This window comes from Faecalibacillus faecis, from assembly GCF_003024675.1.
In the GTDB taxonomy this organism is placed as follows: Bacteria; Bacillota_I; Bacilli_A; order Erysipelotrichales; family Coprobacillaceae; genus Faecalibacillus; species Faecalibacillus faecis.
The window spans coordinates 15,401-41,622 of record NZ_PYLP01000017.1; the positions used below are offsets into that span (position 1 = coordinate 15,401).

At 28.5% G+C, this 26,222-nt stretch carries 25 protein-coding genes; 20 read left to right on the plus strand and 5 right to left on the minus strand.

Annotated features, from left to right (window positions below):
- Window position 1: 1 nt before the first annotated feature.
- Complete coding sequence (gene pgeF / locus C7U55_RS10845) at window positions 2–745, minus strand: peptidoglycan editing factor PgeF (RefSeq protein WP_106988576.1); 744 nt, start codon at window positions 743–745, stop codon at window positions 2–4.
- Window positions 746–817: 72 nt separating this feature from the next.
- On the opposite strand from pgeF, the gene C7U55_RS10850 reads away from it, so the two are divergent.
- Window positions 818–1,075 carry a hypothetical protein gene (locus C7U55_RS10850; RefSeq protein WP_048924333.1) on the plus strand — a complete coding sequence of 86 codons (258 nt, stop codon included), beginning with the start codon at window positions 818–820 and terminating at the stop codon, window positions 1,073–1,075.
- A 19-nt stretch (window positions 1,076–1,094) separates the two neighbouring features.
- Here the strand turns inward: C7U55_RS10850 and C7U55_RS10855 are convergent, their stop codons facing one another.
- Window positions 1,095–2,738: an Rqc2 family fibronectin-binding protein gene (locus C7U55_RS10855; RefSeq protein ID WP_106988577.1), complete on the minus strand. Its 1,644-nt coding sequence runs from the start codon at window positions 2,736–2,738 to the stop codon at window positions 1,095–1,097.
- A gap of 97 nt (window positions 2,739–2,835) precedes the next feature.
- Between C7U55_RS10855 and gmk the strand changes: the two genes are divergently transcribed.
- On the plus strand, window positions 2,836–3,399 hold the full coding sequence (gene gmk / locus C7U55_RS10860) for a guanylate kinase (protein WP_048924335.1): 564 nt from the start codon (window positions 2,836–2,838) through the stop codon (window positions 3,397–3,399).
- Window positions 3,400–3,483: 84 nt separating this feature from the next.
- Here gmk and C7U55_RS10865 read toward each other — a convergent pair whose 3' ends face one another.
- On the minus strand, window positions 3,484–3,735 hold the full coding sequence (locus C7U55_RS10865; RefSeq protein WP_048924336.1) for a hypothetical protein: 252 nt from the start codon (window positions 3,733–3,735) through the stop codon (window positions 3,484–3,486).
- A gap of 166 nt (window positions 3,736–3,901) precedes the next feature.
- On the opposite strand from C7U55_RS10865, the gene priA reads away from it, so the two are divergent.
- From priA to C7U55_RS10910, 9 genes are all read left to right on the plus strand, one after another.
- Window positions 3,902–6,085, plus strand: a complete 2,184-nt coding sequence (gene priA, locus C7U55_RS10870) for a replication restart helicase PriA (protein ID WP_106988578.1) — start codon at window positions 3,902–3,904, stop codon at window positions 6,083–6,085.
- A 2-nt stretch (window positions 6,086–6,087) separates the two neighbouring features.
- A complete protein-coding gene (rsmB, locus tag C7U55_RS10875; RefSeq protein WP_106988579.1) occupies window positions 6,088–7,338 on the plus strand; it encodes a 16S rRNA (cytosine(967)-C(5))-methyltransferase RsmB in 1,251 nt (416 codons plus the stop codon).
- Window positions 7,339–7,341: 3 nt separating this feature from the next.
- On the plus strand, window positions 7,342–8,364 hold the full coding sequence (rlmN, locus tag C7U55_RS10880; RefSeq protein WP_106988580.1) for a 23S rRNA (adenine(2503)-C(2))-methyltransferase RlmN: 1,023 nt from the start codon (window positions 7,342–7,344) through the stop codon (window positions 8,362–8,364).
- The gene (locus C7U55_RS10885) at window positions 8,364–9,095 is read left to right on the plus strand and encodes a Stp1/IreP family PP2C-type Ser/Thr phosphatase (protein WP_106988581.1); all 732 of its coding nucleotides are present in this window, start codon (window positions 8,364–8,366) and stop codon (window positions 9,093–9,095) included. The genes rlmN and C7U55_RS10885 overlap by 1 nt, the downstream gene beginning before the upstream one ends.
- A gap of 1 nt (window position 9,096) precedes the next feature.
- Window positions 9,097–11,007 (plus strand): Stk1 family PASTA domain-containing Ser/Thr kinase, encoded by a 1,911-nt coding sequence (gene pknB, locus C7U55_RS10890; protein WP_106988582.1) that lies wholly within the window; start codon window positions 9,097–9,099, stop codon window positions 11,005–11,007.
- Complete coding sequence (rsgA, locus tag C7U55_RS10895; protein WP_106988583.1) at window positions 10,997–11,881, plus strand: ribosome small subunit-dependent GTPase A; 885 nt, start codon at window positions 10,997–10,999, stop codon at window positions 11,879–11,881. The genes pknB and rsgA overlap by 11 nt, the downstream gene beginning before the upstream one ends.
- A complete protein-coding gene (gene rpe, locus C7U55_RS10900; protein ID WP_106988584.1) occupies window positions 11,874–12,524 on the plus strand; it encodes a ribulose-phosphate 3-epimerase in 651 nt (216 codons plus the stop codon). The genes rsgA and rpe overlap by 8 nt, the downstream gene beginning before the upstream one ends.
- Window positions 12,521–13,117: a thiamine diphosphokinase gene (locus tag C7U55_RS10905; protein WP_106988585.1), complete on the plus strand. Its 597-nt coding sequence runs from the start codon at window positions 12,521–12,523 to the stop codon at window positions 13,115–13,117. Before rpe ends, C7U55_RS10905 begins: the two co-directional genes overlap by 4 nt.
- A gap of 131 nt (window positions 13,118–13,248) precedes the next feature.
- Window positions 13,249–13,839 carry a rubredoxin-like domain-containing protein gene (locus C7U55_RS10910; protein WP_022000839.1) on the plus strand — a complete coding sequence of 197 codons (591 nt, stop codon included), beginning with the start codon at window positions 13,249–13,251 and terminating at the stop codon, window positions 13,837–13,839.
- A gap of 585 nt (window positions 13,840–14,424) precedes the next feature.
- Here C7U55_RS10910 and C7U55_RS14015 read toward each other — a convergent pair.
- Both C7U55_RS14015 and C7U55_RS14020 read right to left on the minus strand, forming a co-directional pair.
- Complete coding sequence (locus C7U55_RS14015; RefSeq protein WP_239985199.1) at window positions 14,425–14,859, minus strand: transposase; 435 nt, start codon at window positions 14,857–14,859, stop codon at window positions 14,425–14,427.
- A gap of 4 nt (window positions 14,860–14,863) precedes the next feature.
- Complete coding sequence (locus tag C7U55_RS14020) at window positions 14,864–15,487, minus strand: hypothetical protein (protein ID WP_106988587.1); 624 nt, start codon at window positions 15,485–15,487, stop codon at window positions 14,864–14,866.
- 205 nt (window positions 15,488–15,692) lie between these two features.
- Here C7U55_RS14020 and C7U55_RS10925 point away from each other — a divergent pair, with 205 nt between their 5' ends.
- The 9 genes from C7U55_RS10925 to C7U55_RS10965 all read left to right on the plus strand — a co-directional run bounded on the left by C7U55_RS10925 (window position 15,693) and on the right by C7U55_RS10965 (window position 25,488).
- Window positions 15,693–16,385: a hypothetical protein gene (locus tag C7U55_RS10925; RefSeq protein ID WP_239985200.1), complete on the plus strand. Its 693-nt coding sequence runs from the start codon at window positions 15,693–15,695 to the stop codon at window positions 16,383–16,385.
- Window positions 16,386–16,608: 223 nt separating this feature from the next.
- A complete protein-coding gene (locus tag C7U55_RS14180; RefSeq protein WP_431834333.1) occupies window positions 16,609–16,710 on the plus strand; it encodes a CD1871A family CXXC motif-containing protein in 102 nt (33 codons plus the stop codon).
- Between the two features lie 359 nt (window positions 16,711–17,069).
- Entirely contained in the window at window positions 17,070–18,347 is a 1,278-nt protein-coding gene (locus tag C7U55_RS10935; RefSeq protein ID WP_106988588.1) for an ABC transporter permease, read from the plus strand.
- 9 nt (window positions 18,348–18,356) lie between these two features.
- Window positions 18,357–19,013 carry an ABC transporter ATP-binding protein gene (locus tag C7U55_RS10940; protein WP_106988589.1) on the plus strand — a complete coding sequence of 219 codons (657 nt, stop codon included), beginning with the start codon at window positions 18,357–18,359 and terminating at the stop codon, window positions 19,011–19,013.
- Window positions 19,013–20,389 carry an ABC transporter permease gene (locus tag C7U55_RS10945; protein ID WP_106988590.1) on the plus strand — a complete coding sequence of 459 codons (1,377 nt, stop codon included), beginning with the start codon at window positions 19,013–19,015 and terminating at the stop codon, window positions 20,387–20,389. The genes C7U55_RS10940 and C7U55_RS10945 overlap by 1 nt, the downstream gene beginning before the upstream one ends.
- A gap of 624 nt (window positions 20,390–21,013) precedes the next feature.
- The gene (locus tag C7U55_RS10950; protein WP_106988591.1) at window positions 21,014–21,667 is read left to right on the plus strand and encodes a response regulator transcription factor; all 654 of its coding nucleotides are present in this window, start codon (window positions 21,014–21,016) and stop codon (window positions 21,665–21,667) included.
- Between the two features lie 4 nt (window positions 21,668–21,671).
- Window positions 21,672–22,994: a sensor histidine kinase gene (locus tag C7U55_RS10955; protein ID WP_106988592.1), complete on the plus strand. Its 1,323-nt coding sequence runs from the start codon at window positions 21,672–21,674 to the stop codon at window positions 22,992–22,994.
- Window positions 22,995–24,549: 1,555 nt separating this feature from the next.
- Window positions 24,550–24,858 carry a transposase family protein gene (locus C7U55_RS14275; RefSeq protein WP_162297442.1) on the plus strand — a complete coding sequence of 103 codons (309 nt, stop codon included), beginning with the start codon at window positions 24,550–24,552 and terminating at the stop codon, window positions 24,856–24,858.
- A gap of 309 nt (window positions 24,859–25,167) precedes the next feature.
- Window positions 25,168–25,488, plus strand: a complete 321-nt coding sequence (locus tag C7U55_RS10965; protein ID WP_106988594.1) for a hypothetical protein — start codon at window positions 25,168–25,170, stop codon at window positions 25,486–25,488.
- Window positions 25,489–26,222 lie beyond the last annotated feature (734 nt).

Consider the following 26,222-nt stretch of genomic DNA (forward strand, 5'->3'; position numbering starts at 1 on the left):
CCTATTTTCTTTTGATGATTGTAACATTTCTTTGTCCATCATGATTAACACGATGAGAAAAGAACAAATCATTATTTTCATTTGTACAATAAGGTGTTACTTGAATATTTTCTTCTAAAACTCCTAAATTTAATAATTGCTGTTTGTTTAATCCTTTGTTATCTAATAAATAATGCGTTTCATCAACTTGTTTATAAAAAGGTGTTGTATCAAAATTCATTTGTTTGACTTGATCAATGACATCATCTTGTACTTCTAAATGATTTTTAGAAAGACAAGGGCCAATTAAACAATACATATCTTTTGGATTACAGTTTTCCTTTTCAATTAAATAACGAATTGTATGATCTACGATTTGACGAACAGTTCCTAACCAACCAGAATGAATAGCACAAACAATGCCTTGATCTTTACAATAAACAAGGATAGGTGTGCAATCTGCATGGAAAGATAGTAAATAAAGATCTTTATCTTTTGTATATGTTGCATCCACTTCGTATAAAGTATCCGTTTGTTTTAACATATTAGTTCCACCGTCTTTTAAATAAACTTGTTTAAGGTTTGTGGAATGGGTTTGACGAGGTGCAACCATGTGTTCTAAATCTGTATTTAATAAAGAAGCAAGTTCTTGTCTGTTTTGTAATACTTGAAGGATATTTGGATTATTTAAGGAAATATCTCCAAGCTCTTTAGTTGTTGTATAGGCTTCAACATCATCGTGAATATGCCATGGAATAAGTTTCATTTTTTGTTTCTCCTTTATAAAAGTCCAATTCTTTTTTATTAATAGCCATACCTTATATTAGGAGGTGTTTTTATGAGTTGTAATTGCCAACAATCATCATGTGGTAATGACTATGGTTCTTATTTTCAAACAAATATGAACAATGGGGGAGGTTGCATGCAACCTCAACCAATTGTTGCTCCTAAAAGAGTATGTACAACTTTTCAAAATCAATATGTAGAACAACCTATCATTTGTCCAATTGAATGCCGTCGTGTCAATAACATTATCTATGTACCACGTTATTATCCACGTTATGAACAAACTTGTTATACACAAGTAAATAGGTAGTAAAGAACTCTGACAGATGTCAGAGTTTTTGTGTAAGTTCTTTTAAAAATTCATCATCAGGATCAATATAGATTGTTTTATAATTATCTAAAATTACTTTTCCAGGTTTACTACCAGTTGGTTTTTTAAGTGTTTTAACGAGTGTATAGTTGACAGGAACACTGCTGGAATTTTTTCCTTTTGAGTAATAAGCTGCAATTTTAGCGGCTAAACGAATTGTATATTCATCTAAATCTTGAGCTTTGACGATGACATGACTTCCAGGCATATCTTTAGCATGGAACCACATATCATAACGATGAGCATATTTGAAAGTTAAATAATCGTTTTGTAAGTTATTTTTACCAATATCGATTTCAATGCCGTCTTTAGTAAGATATTTTTGAAATTGAGGGATTTTTTTCTTACGAATCGTATTTCTTTGTTTTTTCTTTTTTAAATAACCTTCATTTTCTAATTCTTCTTTAATTTCTAAAGCATCATAATAGGATGCTTGAGACATAGCTGTTATTAAAGAATCAAAATAATCAATTTCTTTTTCAGTAAGTTCAATTTGTTGGTGAAGAACATCAATTGAATTCTTTGCTTTTTGATATTTTTGATAATACTTTTGGGCATTAGCTTTAGGATCTAATTTAGGGTCTAAAGTAATCTTCATCTTTGTATTATCATAATAATTATCAACTTCTACAGAAATCATTCCTTTTTGCATTAAGTGCAAAGAAGCATAGAGAAGATCACCTTTAATACGATAATCATCACTATTTTCAGAATCTTCTAGTGTTGCTTTTAGTTTCTTTAGTTTTGTGGTGTTTTTTTGATATTCATTTTGAATGAATTTTAATAAATTACTTGTTTGTTGTTTAATTCTTTCTTTTTGATCAATTTCATTAAAATGAAGATCTAAACCATCAAACAAAGCATGCTTTGTTGTAATTCCTTGTAAATGAGTCAATTCAATGACATGAAAATATTCTTTATCATTTATTTTAGTAATATAAAGATCTTGAGATTTATCGATTTGTTTCATGATTTCTTTAAAATCTTCACCTTGATCAATACGATAAAGAATTTCTTTAGAAAGAATGGGAGCTATTCCTTGATAAATCTTTGTAAGTTGAATATCTTCAACAAAATCGCTTGTAAAAGGGTTAAGCTTTTCTACCATAGGTGGTAATTGATAAAGTGCTCCTGGTTGTAAAAAACGTTCTGTATTCATACTTGGTGAAATATGTTTAATACAATCAATAATTTTATTATTTTTTCCAACAAGAATAATATTAGAATGTTTCCCCATGATTTCTATATATAAAATATATTCAATCGCATCACCTAATTCATTGTGACAAGCAAATGTGATTTTTAAAATACGATCCAAGTCAATTTGTTCGATTTCTTTAATATAACCACCTTCTAATAATTTACGAAATAACATCGTAAGAGGATTAGGGGCTTCAGGTGTTGGATAAGTTAAAGAAGTAAGCTGTACACGCGCGTACATTGGATGACTGGAAATAAGTAATTGATAGTTTTTTCTATTGGCACGAACTTGAAATAAAAGCTCGTATTTGGAAATTTGATAGATTTTATTGATACGTCCACTTTGGATGGTATCAATTAATGATTTTTTTACTTGATGCATCATAATGCCATCATAAGCCATATTTATCACCCCAAAATACTATAACATATTTGAAATTAATTGACATTATCTCTTTGTTATTGTAGAGTAATTTTTATAAAAAAGGGGTGTGGAAAAATTGAAAAGAGGAATGTTGATCATTCTCAGTGGGCCTAGTGGTGTTGGTAAAGGAACAGTAAGAGAAGAATTATTCAAAGATGAAAGTTTAAATTTAAGTTATTCTATTTCAATGACAACAAGAAAACCTAGACCTGCCGAAACAGAAGGTGTAGATTATTTCTTTGTTGATGAAAAAACGTTTGTAGATAAAATTGCTCAGGGTGGATTATTAGAATGGGCAAGATTTGTAGGTAATTATTATGGTACCCCTAAAGATAATGTAGATCGTTTATTAGATGAAGGAAAAAATGTTGTTTTAGAAATTGAAGTACAAGGTGCATTACAAGTTATGAAAAAGTGTCCAGATGCCCTTACGATTTTCTTGGTACCACCTTCATTAGAAGAATTAGAAAGACGTATTCGTGGTAGACGTACAGAAAGTGAAGATATTGTGAAAGAACGTCTTGATAAAGCACGTAAAGAAATTCAAACAAAAGATGAATATAAATATGTTGTTGAAAACGATGATGTTCATCTTGCTAAAGATAAGATTGCTAAAATCATTAGAGAACATAAAATATAGATGTTACGATAGTTATTCGTAACATCTTTTTGATAGATAAAAGGAAAGAATATGTGTTTTATTCTTTCCTTTTACTAACGTTATTTAATTGTTTGCTTCCCAATAATTTTGAATTTGTAGAAGTTCTTCTAAATTAATTCGCAAGATATGCTCTTTGATATTATTAATAAAATCATCTCTTAATCTTGGACTTCCAAAATAATGGGGTTTACCATGAATATGGTCATTATCTAAAATTTCAATAAACATTCTAGAATATTCTACTTTGTAAATTTTAGAAGGATAATCATTATGATCTTTTGTACGCATATCTTTGAAATATAATGTGTTTTCCATGTTAAAAATTTCACCTCGATACACACAATTGTATCAAGAAAGAAAAATAATTGTAGTCTTGACATTATTTTTATTCATGTTTCAATAAAAACATAAAGTATGACCGATTTCTTGTCGTATTTTTTTTTACATTGTTGTGGTAAAATACATTCAAAGGGGTGAGGGTATGTATATTTTAAAAGTTCTTGTTGAACATTCTTCTTATCAATTAGATCGTACTTTTGATTATCTATCCAATGATTATGTGGAAACAGGGTGTCGCGTAAGTATTCCTTTTGGTAGACAAAAAATCATTGGTTATGTCACAGAATGCTATCAAACAGATAAAACAAAACACCAATTAGAAGAAGAAAAAGGTTTTCGTTATTCTTTTATTATTCAAATTATTGATCAAAAGCCTTTGTTAAATAAAGAACTACAAGAACTGGCTAAGTATATGGCAAAGCAAACCTTATCGACCCGAATAAGTTGTTTACAATGTATGCTTCCGATTCAATTAAAACCAAAGAGTCAAAAGACAGTAGGTATTAAATATGAAAAAGTTATTTCTTTTATTAAAGAAATTCCTTTAAAAACGCCTAAACAACAAGAAGCATTAAATTATATAAAAGAACATCCTTTACTACCTGTAAAGGATTGCCCATATTCTTTAGTGGTTTTAAATAATATAGAAAAACAAGGGGCTATTCAAATCATTCAACAAGAAGTTTATCGTGATCCCTATCATGAAAATATTCAACAAAATGATTTTCCTTTAACACCTATGCAACAAAAAGTTGTTAATGAAATTTTGTTATGTCATGATTTTCAAACCTATTTACTTCATGGGGTGACAGGCTCAGGAAAAACAGAAGTCTATCTTCAATTATCAAGACATATTATTGAACAAGGAAAAACAGTGCTCATGATGGTTCCTGAAATAGCATTAACACCAATGATGGTTGCTGCTTTTAAAAGTCGCTTTGGTAAACAAGTGGCGATTCTTCATTCTAAACTTTCTTCAGGAGAACGCTATGATGAATACCGTCGTATTGTAGAAGATGAAGTGAAGATTGTCGTGGGGGCGAGAAGTGCCGTTTTTGCGCCTCTTGAAAAAATAGGACTCATTATTATGGATGAAGAACATGATGCAAGTTATAAACAAGAAAGTAATCCACGTTACTTAACTTCTCAAATAGCTAGATGGCGTGGTAAGTATCACGAATGTCCGGTGGTTTTAGGAAGTGCAACGCCTTCGTTAGAAAGTTATAGCCGTGCTTTAAAAGGAGTTTATCATTTATGTTCATTACCTAAACGAATCAACCAAAAGCCTCTACCTACAATTGAAATGATTGATATGGTAGAAGAAATCAAACATCATAATTATGACCTTTTATCAAATAAAATGAAAACAAAAATTCAAGAAACGCTTGATAAAAATGAACAAGTGATGCTGTTATTAAATAAAAGAGGGTATGCAAGCTATATGCGTTGTTTATCTTGTGATGAAGTGCTAAAATGTCCTCATTGTGATGTTTCTTTGACGTATCATAAAGATAGCAAAACAATGCGTTGTCACTATTGTGATTATCAGATTCCCTTTATAAAAAAATGTTCACATTGTGGAAGTACTAATGTAAAACTTATTGGTAGTGGTACGCAAAAGATTGAAGAATATTTAGAAAATAATTTTTTAAATGCCCGGGTAATTCGTTATGATGTAGATTCAACCCGAAAAAAAGATGGACATCATGAATTACTCAAACGTTTTGAAAATCAAGAAGCGAACATTTTAGTAGGAACACAAATGATTGCGAAAGGGTTAAACTTTGAAAATGTGACTTTTGTTGGGGTCATTAATGCAGATCTATCATTAAATATTCCTGATTTTCGTGCCAATGAAAGAACTTATCAGCTTTTAGAACAAGTCTCTGGTAGAAGTGGTAGAGGTAAGAAACAAGGAACGGTCATGATTCAAACGTATAACCCTGATCATTTTGTTTTACAATGTGTTAAAAATCATGATTATCAAATGTTTTATAAAAAGGAAATGGAAATAAGGCAACTAGCGAAATATCCACCATACTGTTATTTGATTAGTGTTTTAGTACAGGGGAAAAAGGAAGAAGAAGTGATATGGAATGCTAAACAAATGAAAGAATATTTGAAAAAGCAACTTCCACATGTTGGTGTTTTAGGACCAGCACCGTGTACGATATATAAGATGAGTGATATCTATCGTCAAAGAATGACACTCAAGGTCACAAAGACAGATCATCTTTATGAAACATTACAGATGATGATGGATTATTATAATAAAAAAGGAAAGGTAAATGTGATATGTGATTTTAATCCATACACAACACTCTAGTTATGGCAAGAATACATGCGTATAGAATATTAAATCAATATTTTGAAGATGAAAGTTTTTTAAATATTGCATTAAATGAAGAATTAAAGAAAAGTGAATTAAAAAGAGAAGATAAAGATTTATGTACGACCATTGTTTATGGAACAATTCAAAATCTTTTAGCGATTCAATATCAATTACAACCTTATATCAAAGGAAAAAGAGTTAAAAAGAAAATAAAGACACTACTTTATTTATCTTTATATCAACTGATGTATTTAGATAAAATACCTGAATATGCAGTTATTAATGAAGCAGTAAATATCGCTAAAAAACAAGGCTATCAAACAAGTAAGTTTGTTAATGCGGTTTTAAGAAATTTTGTAAGAAATGAAAGAAGATCTTTAGAAGGTTTAGATGAATTAGAAAGAATTTCAATTGAAACATCACATCCTTTATGGATGGTTAAAATGTTTAATAAACAATATGGTTTAGAAAAAACAAAAAAGATTTGTTTAGAAGATAATACACCTCCTACTAGAAGTGGACGTGTCAATACTTTAAAAGCAAGCAAAGAAGAATTATTAAAAGAAGGATGCTTTAAAGAAGGAACTTTATCTAAAGATGCACTTCTTTATGATAAAGGAAATCTCGCTTTAACTTCTTATTTTAAAGAAGGAAAAGTAACAATTCAAGATGAATCAAGTCAGCTTGTTGCTAGATTACTTGATCCTCAAAAAACAGATTATGTTTTAGATATGTGTAGTGCACCAGGGAGTAAAACAACTCATTTAAGTGCTTTAATGGAAAATCAAGGAAAGATCGAGGCTTATGATCTTTATGAACATAAAGTAAAACTTGTAGAATATAATTTAAGACGTTTAGGTGTTAAAAATGTACACATTCAAGCAGGAGATTCAACGAAGTTAAAAGAGGTTTACTCAGAAAAAACATTTGACCGTATTTTATTAGATGCTCCTTGTTCAGGATTTGGTGTTTTAAAACGTAAACCAGAGATCAAATATCACGATTCTTCTATCATGGATGGGCTTGTTTCTTTGCAGGAACTTTTATTGGAAAATGCATATTATTTATTGAAAAATGATGGTACAATGGTATATAGTACATGTACAATCAATAAAAAAGAAAATGAATTAATGATTCAAAAATTTATTGAAAAACATCCAGATATGGAAGTTATTAAACAACGTACAATATTAAATTATGAATATCACACAGATGGATTTTTTATGTGTAAGATGAAAAAGGGTTAAAAGATGGAACATTTATATAATTATTCGTTAGAAGAATTAACAGAATATTTTCAATCAATTGGGGAAAAAGCATTTCGTGCGAAACAAGTTTTTCAATGGCTTTATCAAAAAAATGCTTATGATTTCCAAGAAATGTCTAATATTTCTAAAGATCTAAGAGAAAAATTAGAAAAGAATTGTGTTATTGATCAATTTGAAATCAAAGAAAAACAAGTATCCAGTGATGGAACAATCAAATACTTATTTTCTTTAGTTGATGGTAATTTAATTGAAGCAGTTTTAATGCAACACGATTATGGACAATCATTATGTGTAACAAGTCAAGTAGGATGTAATATGCAATGTGCATTCTGTGCCAGTGGTTTGTTAAAGAAACAACGTAATCTAACAGCGGGAGAAATGGTCAACCAAGTCATGGCCGTAAGTAAAGATACAGGAATTCGTATTTCTCATGTAGTTGTCATGGGTACGGGAGAACCTTTTGATAACTATGATGAAGTCATGAAATTTGTTAGAATTATTAATCATCCTCATGGGCTAGCCATTGGAGCAAGACATATTACGATTTCAACATGTGGACTTGTGAATATGATTGAACGTTATAGCAATGAAGGAATTCAAACAAACTTAGCGATTTCTTTACATGCTCCAAATGATGAAATTCGTGATCAATTAATGCCAGTTAATAAAGCTTTTAATATGGATGTTTTAAGAAAAGGTATCCAAGATTATATTGAAAAAACAAATCGTCGTGTCACATTTGAATATATTTTATTAGATGGAGTGAATGATTCACTCACACATGCAAGACAACTTGCTCATTATATGAGAGGTTTAAATGCCTATGTGAATTTAATTCCATATAATAGTGTTGATGAACATGGTTTCCAACCAAGTACAAATGTTGAAGCTTTTAAAGATGAGCTTTTAAGATTACATATCAACTGTACGGTTAGAAAAGAACATGGTAGAGATATTGATGGTGCTTGTGGACAATTAAGAGCAAAACGCAGTGGGGTGATATAATGGAGTATTATGCATTGACAGATATTGGTAAGATAAGAGAAAAAAATCAAGATCAAGCAGCCACGGCTATTAATTTAAAAGATCAGGTTTTAGGTGTTGTTTGTGATGGTATGGGCGGACATAAAGCAGGAGAAATTGCTTCTCATGTTGTAGAAGAACATGTTTTAACATGCTTTAAGGCAAATCCACCTTTTATTGATGATGATGAAGTTAAAAATTGGCTTATGGATACGGTTTTAGAAGCTCATCAAATCGTTAAAAGAATGGCAAATATGCAAGAAAATACCAAAGGTATGGGAACTACTGTTGCCATTTGTGTGGTAAGTGGGAATGATGCTTTTTTATGCCATGTAGGAGATAGTCGTATTTATCTTTATGATGAAGAAGAAATTACACAAATGACGAAAGATCATACACTTGTCAATGAACTCATTGAACGTGGAGCTATTACGAAAGAAGAAGGAAAGAATCATCGCCAGAAGAATGTTTTAATGCAAGCAATTGGTGTAGAGATGGATATTGTTCCCTCTATTCAAAAAGTTGAATTAAATGGTAAGAATATTTTAATATGTAGCGATGGATTATTTAATTCATTAGAAGATCAAAAAATCTTAGAAATTGTGAAAAAAGAAATGGATATAAAAGAAAAAGTTCATCTTTTAATAGAACAAGCAAATGAACATGGTGGACGTGATAATATTGCAGCTGTGTTAATAGAAGGAGGACGTTAGGATGAATAAAATCATTGCAGAACGTTATGAATTATTAGATGTTATTGGTAGAGGTGGAATGGCAGATGTTTATCTTGCAAATGATACGATTTTAAATCGTACAATTGCGATTAAGATTTTAAGAACTTCGCTTGCTAAAGATCCTGTTTATATTGCAAGATTCCAAAGAGAAGCGAGTGCAGCTGCGGCTTTGTCTCATAAAAATATTGTTGAAATCTATGATGTTGGAGAAGATAATGATCAATATTACATTGTTATGGAATATGTTCCAGGACGTACTTTAAAAGAATTGATTGCTAAACGTGGGGCTCTTCATGTCATGGAAGCTATTGATATTATGAAACAAGTTCTATCAGGAACAGCAAGAGCACATCAAATGGGAATTATTCATCGTGATTTAAAGCCTCAAAATATTTTAGTTACAGATTCAGGAACAGCAAAAATTGCGGATTTTGGGATTGCTTCTATTCAATCTTTAACACAATTTACTCAAACAGATGTGATTATGGGTTCTCTTCATTATTTAGCACCTGAACTTGCACGTGGTGAAAAAGCAACAGTTCAAAGTGATATTTATGCGTTAGGAATTGTTTTTTATGAATTATTAAGAGGACAAGTTCCTTTTAATGGTGAATCTCCAGTAAATATTGCTTTAAAACATATGCAAGAAGAATTACCTTCATTAAGAGAATTTAATCCTTCTATTCCTCAATCAGTAGAAAATATTGTTATCAAAGCAACTGCTAAAAATTTAAATGATCGTTATAAAAATGCCAGTGAGATGTTAGAAGATCTTCAAACATGTCTTTCTCGTGGCGATGAAGAAAAACTTGTTTTTAATCATGACGGTGAAAGTGATCCAACAATTGTCGTTAATCCTCGTCAAATCTTTGATAATAATGAAGAGGAACCAAAGGAAGAAGTTGTTGAAGAAAGAAGTACGCGAAAACCTAAAAAAGCATCAGCACCGAAAAAGAAATTAGATCCAAAAATTATTGCTGGAATTGTGGCAGGCGTTGTCGTTGTTTTAGGATTGATTTTCTATTTTGTATTCTTATCACCTGGTAAAACTGATGCAAGTGTCATGCCTGATCTTGTTGGTATGACTCAAAAAGAGGCAAAAACATTATTAGAAGATTATGGTGTAACGATTAATGAAGATATGGTTTATAAGGAATTATCGGATACTTATAAAAAAGGTCTTATTACCAAAACAGATCCTAAAAAAGGTTCTTCTATAAAAAAAGGAGATGTTGTTACAATTACAGTATCTAAAGGTAAATATATTGTCTTAGATAATTATGTGGGAATGTCTTATGAAGATGCTAAAGATGTTTTAGAAAATCAATATGGATTTACCGTTGATGAAAAATATGAAGTTTCTGATGAAGAAGCAGGAACAGTTATTGAGCAAAGTTTAGATGAAGGTTATAAACAAGATCCTACTGATAAAAGTCGTTCAATTACACTTACAGTTTCTAAAGGTTCTTATGTTATTTTAGAAAATTATGTAGGAATGAAATATGAAGAAGCGGAAAGTAAGTTAAAAGCATTAGGATTTAATGTCACAAAACGTGAACAAAGTTCTGATGAAGATAGTGGTACAGTTATTGATCAAAATCTTGCTAGTGGTTATAAAGTAGACCCATCAGAAAAAAATAGAAATATTACTTTAACTGTTTCAACAGGTTATAGTCAAACAGTACCATCGGTTATTGGTTTATCGCCAGATAGTGCTAAGACAAATCTTACAAACTTAGGTTTTGTTGTTTCAATGGTTGGGGAACAATTCCCAGAAGATGGTAGCGGTGATGAAAGATACATCGGTGCTGTTTATAAACAAAGTATTGATGCAGGAACAACAGTTACAAAAAAACAAACGGAAATTACAATTTACTATTATGAAGACTGATGAAAAAGGAAGAATTATAAAAGCACTTGCGGGTTTTTATTACATTGATGATGGAAAAACCATTCATCAATGTAGAGCTCGTGGAAAATTTAGAAAAGAAGATATAAAACCAGTTGTTGGAGATTTTGTGGAATTTCAAAGTGGAAGTCACGATGACGGTTATCTTTTGAAGATTCTTGAAAGAAAAAACGTTTTGAAAAGACCACCTGTTGCCAACGTAGATCAAGCATTACTGGTATTTTCAAGAAAAGAACCAGATTTTTCAACAACACTTTTAGATAAGTTTCTATTGTTGATAGAATATTATGATATTGAACCAATTATTGTGATTTCAAAAATGGATCTTGAAAGTGATGATCATATTCACCAGTATATTGATGAATATAGAAATGCAGGATATAAAGTTATTGAAACAAGTTCTAAACAAGGAAAAGGAATTGAAGAAATTAAAGATATCTTTAAAGATAAGGTAACTGTGATTACAGGACAAAGTGGTGTCGGTAAATCAAGTTTATTGAATGCTTTAGATATTTCACTTAATCTAGAAACAAATCAAATTTCCAAAGCTTTAGGAAGAGGAAAACATACGACGCGACATGTTGAACTTTTAAAGATGTATGATGGTTATGTAGGCGATACACCTGGGTTTTCATCATTAGAATTAGAAATGGAACCAACAGAAGCAGCGAGAGCTTATCATGATTTTGATGAACTTGCTTATGATTGCAAGTTTAGAGGTTGTCTCCATGATAGTGAACCTCATTGTGCTGTAAAAGAAGCTGTTGAACAAGGAAAGATTTCTAAAGAACGTTATGAACATTATTTAATAATGCTTAAAGAATTAAAAGAAAAAAAGGAGAAAAAATATGGTTAAAGTTGCACCCTCAGTGTTATCCGCAAATTTTGCACATTTAAAAGAAGATATTGAAAAAATAGAAAAAGGACAAGCTGATTGGCTTCATTATGATGTTATGGATGGTCATTTTGTTCCAAATATTTCTTTTGGATATAGTATTTTAAAAGATGTCTCAAAAGTTACAAACTTATTTTTAGATGTTCATTTAATGATTAGTGAGCCACAAAAATATTGCGATGAATTTATTAAAAGTGGGGCAAATCTTATTGTTTTCCATATAGAAGCTATGGAAAACAAAGAAGAAACACTTCAACTTATTTCTCATATCAAAGAACAAAATGTTCAAGTAGGAATCAGTATTAAACCAAACACACCCGTTGATGCCATCAATGATTATTTAGCCTTACTAGATGTTGTTTTAGTTATGTCTGTTGAACCAGGCTTTGGTGGACAATCCTTTAAAGAAATTGCCTTAGATAAAATCAAAGATTTAGCTTCAAGAAGAAAGGATAATAATTACAATTATCTCATTGAAGTTGATGGTGGAATCAACGAAACAACAGGAAAACAATGTAAAGAAGCAGGTGTTGATGTTCTTGTTGCAGGAAGCTATGTTTTTAATAGTGAAGATTGTTCACAAAGGATTGCTTCTTTAAAATGAAAATAGCGTTATGTGCCACACATTTAGAAAAGATGATACTTCCTCAAGACAGAGAATATATTGGGGTGGATCATGGTGTGGAAGAATTATTGAAACAAGGAATTACACCAAAGTTTGCCATCGGTGATTTTGATTCCTTACAAAATAGACAGACATTAGAAAATTTAAATATTCAAATTTTACCAGAAAGAAAAGATGTGACAGATACTCATGCTGCTATTGATTATCTTTTATCAAAAGGCTATGATGAAATTGAAATCTATGGTGTAACAGGAGGACGTCTCGATCATTTTTTTGCGGTCATGTGTTTATTAGAAAAATATCAAGATATAAAGTTAAAAGTCATTGACCAACAAAACTGTATTCAATTATTAAAACCAGGTATTTATCATATAGAAAATAAGGATTATTATTATTTTTCTTTATTTGCCTTGAATGAAAGTAGTTTATCTATTAAACAAGCAGAATATACTTTAGATCATTATCTTTTAAAAAGAGAAGATCCTCTTTGTGTTTCTAATGAAGTCAAAGGTGAATATGCTATTATTGAAAATAGTGGAAATATTTTATTAATTCAATCAAGAGATGCTTAAGCATCTTTTTTGTATTATAATAAAGAAAGATACAAATTATGAGTTTAAAACCATTGACATAAGAAAATAATATGCTATAATTAAATAGTAATCATTCCTAATAAGGAATTATAGAAAAGGAGAAAAGAAATATGGCTAAATTTGTATGTAAAGTATGTGGATATGTTTATGAAGGAGATGCAGCACCAGCTGAATGTCCAGTATGTCATGTAGGGGCTGACATGTTTGAAGAAGTAAAAGGTGAAATGAAATTAGCAGCAGAACATGAATATGGAATCTATGCTAAAACTGTAAAAAATAATCCTGATATCAGTGATGAAGATAAAAAATATATCTTTGATCAATTAAAAGCTAACTTTGAAGGTGAATGTTCAGAAGTTGGTATGTATTTATGTATGGCAAGAATTGCTCATAGAGAAGGTTATCCTGAAATTGGATTATATTGGGAAAAAGCTGCTTATGAAGAAGCAGAACATGCAGCTAAATTTGCTGAAATGTTAGGAGAAGATTTAGAACCAAATATGAAAGCAACAACTAAAGATAATTTAGCTTGGCGTGTTGATTGTGAATTTGGAGCTACTGCTGGTAAAGTTGAACTTGCTACATGTGCTAAAAAGAATAATTTAGATGCAATTCATGATACTGTTCATGAAATGGCTAGAGATGAAGCTAGACATGGTAAAGCATTAAAAGGTTTATTAGATAGATATTTTGGAAAATAATAGAATTATTGAATTATAGAAGGGCTCAATTGAATTGAGTTCTTTTTATCTACAGTAGTAATTAAATTCTCAAAAATTAAAATATTATAATCAAAAAAATGTGAAAGATATTTATTGAAGTATGATAATATTAAGTTGCTAGATATAAATATTTAGCAACGCCTTTTTTTATTATTACTATACACTATCTTAATTATAACTTTAAATAAACATGCACCCTTCCCACCTGCAGCGCATTTAAAGTTAGGTATGAAGTACATTTAATTATGTACTTTTTATTTTGGTAAAAGTGAAAAGTTAAATTCCACTTTAAAAAAAGAAAAAATAAAAGTAGAATTAAGTCTTTCATAAAGTAGAAATCATAAGGATATTAGGAGCTTTTCCTGATATTCTTTTTATTTTATAGGTTGAATTAAGTTTTTCAAATGTAAAAAATAGCGAGATTAGTAGAAACTGAAACTATTTTTGAGCACATTAAAGCTATGGAATTTCATCATTTTTTTCGAGGTGTAAGACTAAATTCCACTTGGATAATACGTTGGATTGTCAATCTGCTACCTTGTTTCATACATTCTCTGAATGATTTTATTTTTTATCTTTTAATAAGTAGGGTTTTAAAACAATTTGATCTCTTTCGATTTTTTCAATTCCATATTCAATGAATCTTTTATAAAGTTCAGAATTCAAAAACTCCATCATTTCTAAAGGTGATTTTGCCTTTAGATTTTCTTTTGACTGAGAGTTGATATGTGAAACCATGAGATTCGCTTTTTCTTGACAGTTCAATCCCAGTTTTTTCAAATCTGTTTCTTTAGGACAAATATAACGGATTTTCTTATGCTTTTTTTCTAAACTTCCTTTTTGACCGGATGCCATAGGATCACAATAGAAGACACAAGTTCTTCTTGAACCATCTTCTTCTTTTTCAAAACCATCTGCATCTATAAATTCACTGCCACGATTCGTTTTTAAGACTTCAACTTCTTTGTAAAATAAATTTTTTCCTAAAATTGTTTCCAAAAGATCAAGTCCTTTTAGCATGGTTTTGATGTTTTTTCTTCATGATATATAATAAACATGAAAGAGTAAGACCGAAATTTAAATGTTTGTATAAAGGGATCGGTAGACCCGTTATTATAGACGGTACCATTTCGACAATGCTGAGATTGTCGTTTTCATTTACATAGTTGATGAAGTCATCATATGTACGTCCTTTAAGATATTTTCTGTCTTCTCTTTTTTTGCATTTGTTTGAAGCTTTTTTCGTAATTCTTCTTTTTGTTTTGATTCTCAAATCAACACCAAGAAGACCAAATTCTCTAAAGCTACCATTTTCAATGTAGTTATAGAGAGTTTTTTCTGAAATGTTTAATTCGGGATGATTTGTAATGACCTGATAGGGAGACTGTCCGGCCTTGATGAGAAGGACAACAACATTCGCTAAAGCTTTAAGCTCTTCGTAGGTCATATTGATACCGATTCTAGCATCAACAAGTTCTTTTCTATATTCTTTGTGGGCCAAATCGGCAGAATATCTAAACTTGTCATAGCGGCAATGGTTATATTTGGAACAGCCATTGCAGGCACCAGGAGATCTGTCTCTGCAAAGCAGGACAACCGGAACACACGTGATTGTGAGAACATTCATCCTTATTTGCACATACAGGATTATAAGAAGATTTGTAAGTTTGAACTTTGCGAGATTTATATTATCATACTATAGTTTGGAAAAATATAAAATTATATTTCATCAACGTTTCATCAACGTTTCATAAATGATGTGTATAATATTATTGAAAGTAGTTATGAACGGCTATTGTTTAAAAAATAAAGGAATAAAGGAGGAAAGAATTATGGAAAAAAAAGTATCAAGAGGTGCATTCCTATTACTTACGTTATGTTTGAGCTTAAGTACAGTTGGGTGTAAAAAAAGTAATGAAAGCAATAAAATTAAAGAAGGACAATCAATAAGTTCTAAAGAGAAGGGTATGTCAACTAAAGAAAAGGATAAAAATGAAACATTTAAGCCATCAGATTATACTTTAAAAACAAAAAAAGAATATGTTTATGAATATTTAGGTCTTAAATTTAAACTTTCAAATAAATTTAAAAAGTATATGAATGATAAAAAGATAGCGATGTTAGATGATCAAAGTCCTATAGATAAGGAATTAAAATATGCTTTTTTAACTTTTAATAAAATGACTAAAGAGCAAAAAAAAGCAGTTGTTAATAAAAAGGAAGGTGGTTATGAAAAATGGGAAAATGGGCTTAAAAGAATTGGAACTATTGGTATATTTGAAAAAAATACATCAGAAGAAAAAATATCTAAATTGACAAAATGTGATACTCATACTAAAATAGGAGTTTCAAGTGATGGAAAATACGATTGCTATTTTAGCACAAACAGTGGATCTGAAATTAACCTTCTAAATGAATTTAAAAAAACTGAGATTCAAATTATAGAAAAAAAAGAACGTCCTAAAAATGGTTTTGTTCTATCAGAAAAAACTGATTTAGAAAATACAGAAGCATTTAAAAAATAATCAGTTAGGAATTTACGTAAACTATTACCAAAAGACATAAATGGTTAGGATTTTACAAGTAAATATTTTGAGAAGTATGGTAAACGTATTTACAATTTAGCGTAAAGTTTGTGTAAAAGAGATTCCAAATTTAGTTGAGGTTTAGAACAAAATAAAAATTAAGTGTTTTAATATTGTTAGTGTTGTTACAGATAATGGTGAAAACAAGGGAGTAATTGTCTTTATTAATATGACTATGACTTACTATGGATATAGTCATGGAGCGACTAGAGTTGAATTGGAGAAGGTAATAAGAATTTGCTTGGAGTGTGTTGGAATTGGATAGAATTAAAAAAATTGAGACATTTAAGTTTGATAAGAATTTGAGAAAATTGAAATATATAATATTGATTGTATTTGTAATAATACTTCCTCTATTTTTAGTTGATATTTTTGTAAGCTTATTAGTCCAATAGGTATGCTTGGACTTTGGGAGCTATTTATTCAGTTATTAGCCCAATTTCAGTATTCAGATATAGACTAGACGAAGAAAAGTGCAGAATGTGAAAAAGTTTGCCAAATGAATATAGATCCAGTTGAAAATTGCAATCATCTAGAATGTATCAGATGTGGACGATACAAAAATGTTTGTCCTGTGGATACATTTAGTTGTGGAATAAAAAAAGAGAGGAGCGTATTAGAAAAGTGATAAAAAATGCAATAGCATACATTACAAGAAAAAAAAATAGAACATTTATTATTTTTGTTATTTTAACAATAGTTCTTTCTTGTTTGTATTCTTGTTTAACAATAATGAAATCAAGCAATGAAATAGAAAAGACTTTATATGAAAGTTCTAATTCTTCAATATCAATAACAAAAAAAGATGGTAAATATTTTAATGTTAATCAATTTAAGGATATTGAAAAATTAAAAGAAATTGAAGAAATAATAATTCAATATGATGGATTAGCAAAACTAAAAGGTGCTAAAGTAGTTAGTGGAGAGCAAAAAATAAATAGAGAAGATTTATCTGATGAATTTAAGAATGTTGTTTCACTCGAAGCTACAAATAATACTAAAAGAAACATTTTATTTAATAGTGAAGTATTTACAATTAAAGAAGGTAAAAATATAGAGAAAAATGATAAAAACTCAATTATTGTTCATGAAGAATTCGCTAAACAAAACAATCTAAAATTAGGTGATGAAGTTGATCTTGAATTACTAGATACTGAAAAAAGTGGAAAAATAAAGAGTCATAAATTTGAAATTATAGGAATATTTTCTGGTAAAAAACAGGAAACATATACAGGTCTATCTTCTGATTTTAGTGAAAATATGGTTTTTGTGGATTATTCAACAAGCCAAGAGATATTAAATAACTTAGAAAATAATAAAATTGCAAATAAAATTTTAATGTATTCTGGTAGTTTAGAATCTACAGACTTAGTCTTAAATAAGTTGAAAGAGCTTAAAATTGATGAATCAATGTATTCCATTGAAAAAGATTCTAATGTATTTGAGGAGTCTTTAGAGTCAGTAAGTGGAATAAAACATATAATAAAAGTAATGACTTATTCTATTATGTTAGGAGGAATGATTGTTCTTTCATTAATCTTGGTTCTATGGTTAAGAGAAAGAATTTATGAAATAGGTATATTTTTATCTATTGGAACATCTAAGATGCAAATTATAATGCAATTTATACTCGAGTTAATATTCATATCGATGCCAAGTATAATATCTTCCTTACTTTTAGGAAATGTGTTACTAAAAGTAATTGTAGATGGATTCATTAACTCAGAGGATTCAATAATTTCCGGTGGAAGTTTAATAAATAATAGTGGTTTTATGTTAAATATAGGAGCACTTGGACAAAGTTATTTAATATTAATAAGTATTATTGTTTTATCAGTTGTATTTGCTTCTTCATTAATATTAATCAAGAAGCCTAAAGAAATATTATCAAAAATAAGTTAGGAGAAAATAATGGATATATTAGAAATAAAGAATGTGGCATATAATTATGTAAATTCTAAAGAAAAAATTTTGTCAGAAGTAAATCAAAAATTTGAACTTGGGAAGTTTTATGCGATAGTAGGAAAGTCAGGAACAGGAAAAACTACACTTCTTTCCTTACTTGCTGGACTTGATAAACCTAAAACAGGAAAAATATTGTTTAATAATGAAGATATACAAAAGAAAGGATATAACAATCATAGAAAAAATAATATATCTTTAGTATTTCAAAACTACAATTTAATAGATTATTTAACACCGATTGAAAATATTAGATTAGTAAACAAATCAGCAGATGAAAGTATCTTGTTTGAACTGGGTTTAGATAAAAAACAAATAAAAAGAAATGTTATGAAATTATCTGGTGGACAGCAACAAAGAGTAGCTATTGCTAGAGCATTGGTATCAAATGCGCCAATAATACTAGCTGATGAACCTACTGGTAATTTAGACAGTGTTACTGCTGGAGAAATAATTGCTATATTAAAGACGTTGGCTAAAGACAAAAATAAATGTGTAATAGTTGTAACACATAGTAAGGAAGTAGCAGATTCTGCGGATATCATTTTAGAACTAAGTGGTAAAAATTTGAAAAAAGTAAATAAAATGAATTTGGAGGTTGAATAATGATAAAAAATGCATTTGCTTATGTAACTAGAAAAAGCTTAAAATCATTAATTATTATGTTAGTAATTTTATCTATGTCAGTTTTAAGTTTTATTAGTTTATCTATTAAAGATGCTACGGACAGAGCTTCAAAAGGCACATTGGCTAATATAACAAATAGTTTTTCTATGGAGATAAATAGACAAGTAAATCCAGGAACACCTAGAGGTGGGGGAAATGTAAAAGGTGAAGATATTAAAAAGATATCTCAAACAGATAGTATAGACTCCTATGTAAAAAGAATAAATAGTGTTGCGGATTTAGTCGATTATGATATTATTGAAACTCAAGAGACTCTTGCGAATCAATCTCCTGAAAGAGCGAAAAATTTCAAAAGAACAGTTATGTTAACTGGGGTTAATGACTCATCAAAAGAAACAAAATTTGTATCAGAAGCATATAAATTAGTAGAAGGAAAGCATTTAGAAAATGAAGATAAAAATAAAATATTAATGCATAAAGATTTAGCTAAAAAAAATAATCTTAAAGTTGGAGATAAGATAAAATTAAAATCTAATTTATTTGACGCTGATAATGAAAAAGGTGCAGATGAAACAGTAGAAGTAGAAATTAAAGGTCTATTCGATGGGCATAATAGTGGTGGAGTAAGTGCAGCACAGGAACTATACGAAAATACATTAATCACTGATATTGATACGGCCGCTAAAGTTTATGGTAATACAGAAGATACAGCTGTATATCAAGATGCAACATTCTTTGTAAAAGGTGATAAGAATCTTGATAGTGTGATAAAAGATCTTGGGAAATTAGATATAAATTGGAGAGAATATAATTTGATTAAAAGTTCATCAAATTACCCTGCATTACAACAATCTATATCAGGTATCTACTCAATTTCAAATAAATTATTTGTAGGTTCATTAATTTTTGCAGGAGTTGTAGTTTCATTATTACTATTCTTATGGATGAATGCTAGAAAGAAAGAAATAGCGGTATTACTATCATTAGGTATATCAAAATTAGAAATTTTTGGTCAATTCCTAATTGAGATGATATTTATATCAATCCCCGCATTCGTTGGTTCTTATTTCTTAGCTCAATACACAGCTAGCAAACTTGGAAATAATATATTGAATAAGGTTACTGGTGATATAGCTAAACAAATAGCTCGACAATCTGCATCTAGCCAATTAGGGGGTGGGGCAGAAGCTGAAGGATTTAATAAGACATTATCAAGTTTAGATATAAATGTAGTACCTAAGTTTATAATTTATGTAGTTATATTTATGAGTTTAGTATTGCTTGTTTCATTGATTGTTTCTTCACTCCATACATTAAGAAAAAACCCAAAAGAATTATTAATTGATAATAATTAAAAGTTTTGGTGCTTTGACTTTATGAAATAACATGATATTTTTAAAACGAAGCTAATTAGATTACACGAGGTTTTTTCTATGGAGGAGACCTCATGTTTTTATATGCTCTATTATTGATGTCTTGCCATAGTCCAGATATTTTTTACTTAACATTGGTAACACAATAAACGGTAAACCTACTCAAAAATTAGTGTATTAAAAGAATAGCTGACAACTAATAATAATATTCTTTAATTAAAATTCAAATAAGTAATTGATTTAAAAATACATTTAATAAGCTTAAGAATAGAAAAATGACTATGACAAAGATAAATAAGAAAAGACTTAATGAAAAGAGAAAAATTAAAAATAACTATATCTAATTCTTTAATATCCCATAACTTATAAATTGTAAACAGCTAATCCATTAGCGTTAGTTATTATTATGAAAAAGAGCAAACTTCATATAACAGAAAAGGCTCGCTTTTAGTTTTAGTTATTAAAACCGCAAGATTTTGAAAAGCAGTTTCAAATATCATGACATAAAATAAAACCGGTGCTTTCTAGCACCGAAATTTTTTTGACTTTTAAATATCAAATAATATTCTGTATAATATAAGTGTATAGATTTAAGTGGAGGTATATATGAAAATATTAATTGTTGAAGATGATAATATGATCAGAGAGGGAATAAGTGAATATCTTTTGGAATTTGGATATACTGTTATTCAAGCTAAAGATGGAATAGAAGCTTTGTCAAAATTTAATAGCGCTATAAATTTGGTTATCTTAGACATTCAGATACCTTTTATAAATGGTTTAGAAGTGTTGAAAGAAATTAGAAAGAAAAGCAATTTACCAATTCTAATCTTGACTGCATTTAGTGATGAAGAATATAAAATTGATGCATTTACTAATTTAGCAGATGGATATGTAGAAAAGCCATTTTCATTGCCAGTCTTAAAGGTTAGAATAGATTCTTTGATTAAGAAGAATTATGGACATTTAGAGAAGTTTGAATATAAGGATTTATCGGTTAACTTTAATAGCTATACAGCTAAAATAAATGATGAAGAAATAGATGTAAATGCAAAAGAACTAGATGTATTAAAGTGTCTATTGGATAATAATGGACAAGTATTAACTAGAATGCAAATTATTGATTATGTATGGAAAGATAGCGAAGAAATTCCTTACGATCGAGTAATAGACGTATACATAAAAGAACTTAGAAAAAAATTAAAATTAGACTGCATAACCACTATAAGAAATGTGGGATATAAATTGGAGATAAAATGAGAAAATGAAAAAATTAAAGATATTTCCCAAAATGTTCATACAAATATTTTCTGTTCTTGGAATAATAATTATATTAGTTCATTTATTAGTTTTCTTTATTTTTCCTAAAACATATTTGGAGACCAGAAAAGAAGAGGTCTATAGTAAAGCAAATGAAATTTCTAATATTATGAATGGAAAAGAAATAAAATATATAGAACAAACCTTGGAACTTTATTCTAAAAGTAGCGAAATAAAGGCATTTATAAAAGAAAGAAATAATAATAATAATGAAATAAAAATCAAAGATAATATAGATGCTAATTTAGAAAGTAATAGTAATTCTTTGATAATTGAAGAAAGAGAAATAAAGCTTAATAATGGTAAAAAAACATATCTACAATTTGTCTCTACAGCCGATATGCAAAAAGATGCAAAAGATTTAAGTCTTAAATTTTTACCATATTCTTTGTTAGTATCAATTTTATTTTCTTCTATTATTTCTTTAATTTATGCAAAATTAATAAAAAACAATATACAAGAAATACAAATTGTTACTGATAAAATGATGAAACTTGATAAAAAAATACGTCTAAAAGTTAGCTCTAATGATGAAGTTGGAGAATTAAAACAACAAATTAATGATTTGTATTCTACTTTATTAAGAACAATTGACGATTTAGAATTTAAAAATAAAGAAATTTTAAAATTAGAAAAGTTAAAATATGACTTTTTTAAAGGTGCATCCCATGAACTTAAAACTCCTCTTGCTAGTCTTAAAATAATACTGGAAAACATGAAATACAATATTGGAAAATATAAAGAAAAAGATATTTATATTAATGAATGCATTGAAATCGTTGATAGTTTAACAAAAAATATTTCTCAAATATTATCAGTTCATTCTATAGAAAATTTGAATAATGATGAAGAATATTTGAAAATAAATGATACATTAGAAGATGTATTAAAAAAGTATGAAATATTAGCACATCAAAAGAAAATAACTGTCAATAATTATATATTAGATGAGAATGTTTATATAGGAAAAACAGCTTTAAAGATTATTTTATCTAATTTGATTAGTAATGCGGTAAAATATACTGATGTAAATGGGGTAATTAATATTGGGATGGTTAATGATTGGTTATATATAGAAAATTCATACGGTAACAATAAAATTTCGAATATGGATGAAATATTTGATGTTAAATTTGATTTAAATAAGGAAAATAGTAATGGATTAGGTTTATATATTGTAAGTAATATTCTGAATAATTACAATATAGAATATAAAGCATTGCAGGATGAAGAATTTTTTATCTTTAAAATTAAAATTATATCTTAAGTAAGATATAATTTTTTAATAGTTATTGAAAAATAGAGATTTATTATTAATTGTGGAAATAAAAACTTTTTTCTTATTGAAAGTGAAAAGAAAATAATTGATAAATGATTATTCCACTCTAATTGATCACTTATTCCGATGGGGTTGATCGATCATTACGATGAACCTGACCATCTAAAAGTTTTGGTTATTAGATATCAGCTAAAGCACTTATACAAAAGTTTACTAAGCTATCCTGTACTAATAAATTGAGAACATAGACTTGCTGAGTTGAATGTTACGCTAGAAAAGTCCATTCAATACGTTGAATAAGTCCACTTTACCAAAATATTGAATATGTTTATAAAGTCAAAAGGATTTAATATATTCTTCTTGCAATAATTTCTATATTAAAATTTGAGAGGGACTGTTTATTTTGGTATTCTCAAAAAATTAAATAGATAAATAAAAAATATGGGAAAAAATGCATAAAATTGTATGCTATCATACCATCAAGTTATAAATAGATGTATTCAAAATATTATAGCATTTATTGTAGCTTAGGTAAGCTAAACTTAATCGGTTCAGTTTGCTATCTAAAGCAGTTAATTATTAATGAATAGGTACAAGCTCGTTTTTTAATACTTCTTTAAATTTCTATTACATATAAACCTTATTCATTAAAAATATTTATGGGAGGTGATACAACACAAAATAATGAAAGCTTTTAGATTTTAATAGCAATCTAAAAAGCTACCACTCTATAAAACTTAATATTATAAATCGCTTGTTAATCTTAGATAGAGGGTAGACTTATAAGTTAATATTCTAAAAGTTAAAAATAAGATTATTGTTAAAGATATCTAGATAAAAATCAATTTTGGTACATTGCACAATTATAGATATTATAATCCATTTAATGATCCTAGCTCTTAAATTTATAGACAGGTAGCATTCTCTAATAAACATTAAGTGTTTAAATAACAATTCTTATTTAATATTGAGTAGTTGTAAAAAAAGAATTTAAGTAGAATGAATAAATTTATAAAAGAAATAATAGGGTGTATCTATGAGAATATGATATTAGGTATTTTCATTTTAATAATAACTTCCCAAAAAATATTAAAACCTCATAAAAAAGATAATTTTACTGTAAATCATTTCTATACATGCTTAATCATTATATTTTATGCACACATAAATACGTACTTTTATAAATTGGTAACTTAATTCTAAGTAGTTTAAAGAATTATAACTTTTGATCAAAAATAAAATTCATTCTCCCAAATGAAAAACGTAACAATTCCGAATCAAATTTTATAATTCTTTTTTTCATTTATATAATAAGGAGGCATTTATGATTCATTCAGTAAAAGATTTTGTAGATAAAAAAATGAATAATAAATTAATTTGTTTTAATAATGTTTCAGATGATTATTTATTTTTTTAGAAAATAAAAAAATAGGGAGCTGATGACTATGAAACTAGAAAAAGTAAACGACTCACAGAAAAGAATTACAGAGCTTTTAAGGAACTTCTAAAAATTATCAAGCACTATTTTCCAAATTTCAATAAGTTGCTTTCTTCAGTAAGTGATCCAAGACACAAAAGCTATATAACCTATACACAAGAAGAAATTCTTTTCTTTAGAATATTGAGCTACTGCTATCATTTTAAAAGCATGAGGGAAATTACAAGAGAACTCAATAATGATCATGGCATTCAAACAAGCAGATTACTTTTTGGCGATGAACTGGAAGAAGTTCCTCATGGTGATACGATAAACAGTTATCTTGAAGAGGTCAGCATTGATCAATTAAGACACATACTTCGAGAAATGCTGAGAGAGTTGATGAAGAAAAATTTTTTGATGGATTTAAAATAAACAACAGGTATTATCATATGATAATAGATGGAGTGGAAATATTTTCATTTAAAAACAAAAAAATAGAGAGCAGTATATAGAAAGAACATGCAGATGGTCCAAGATATTATACGATGATGCTGGTAGCTGTCATTGAAAGGGACAATATAGTCATACCAATAGAATTTGAGCCGATAGAAAACGAAGGTTTGAAATATGGCAAACAGGACTGTGAACATGAAGCAGCTAAAAGATTGATGAAAAGAATAAAACCATTTTAAAAGAATGGAAATATGTGTTTCAGGAGATGCACTTTATTTTAGTGAGCCAATGTTGAAAGAAATAAAAGAAAAGAATTGGAAATATATCGTCACATATAAAGAAGGTCGTGCACAAAGCGTAGCAGAATACTATAATATGGAACATGCATACAGCTATCATGAAAATGCAGTAAAAGGACACTTTATCTTACTGACGATTGCACATATAATCATGCAGCTGATGGAGATGCATGAAAGGAACATAGGAATATTTGAAACGATACATAAAATATCGCAAAGAATAAAAGAAGCACTTAGGACACAACCCCTAAGTGCAAGCGATGTATTGGATATATCCACGTCGTTTCATTTAAGCAGAATATCCCTGTAGATATTATAACATGACTACCTTGAAAAGTGTGAAAAAAGATAAAAAATTCGTAGGTACTTTTTGAACAAAAAAAGGACATTGAATATGTCATATCATAAAAGTTGAAGAGATTATTATAAATCACAATAAAAAATGCTTAAAATTAAAAATTTACTCTTCATTGCTGATACAAAAAGAATCATTCTTGACAGGGGGGTACACTTTACAATAAAATTAATAATAGAGATTATTGATTGTATCAGTTTTTTTCATAGAAACTTACCATTTTTTTTAAATCATTTCACGTGTTCTCAAATATATAGGTAGGTGTCAAAGTAAACAATAAATTAAATATTTTGCATATACAAATTTATATACAATTTTTATTGAATTCCTACTTATTTTGTAAGAAATATAAATGCTGTTTGTTAGATAGAAGATAATGAATCGGAGTGCATATAGAAAGTGAAACAATAACAAATCATTGTCTTGTTAATTTAATAAATAATTGTAAAATAAAGAAGGAATATTAAAAATATAGAGAACACACCTTAGTAGAAAAAAATATCTATGTTGATAAGAATTTAACTGAACTAGAGAAAAGTAGGTTTTTATATGATCTGTACCTGTTTTTATTAATGGTAATGAAACCTTTATGTAAAGCAACAGACAATACAATCGACAAAGAGTATTTTTTATAGATTTATGAGACAGATAAACTTAAGTTTATAAGTTTATTTGCTTTCGGTAAAGGA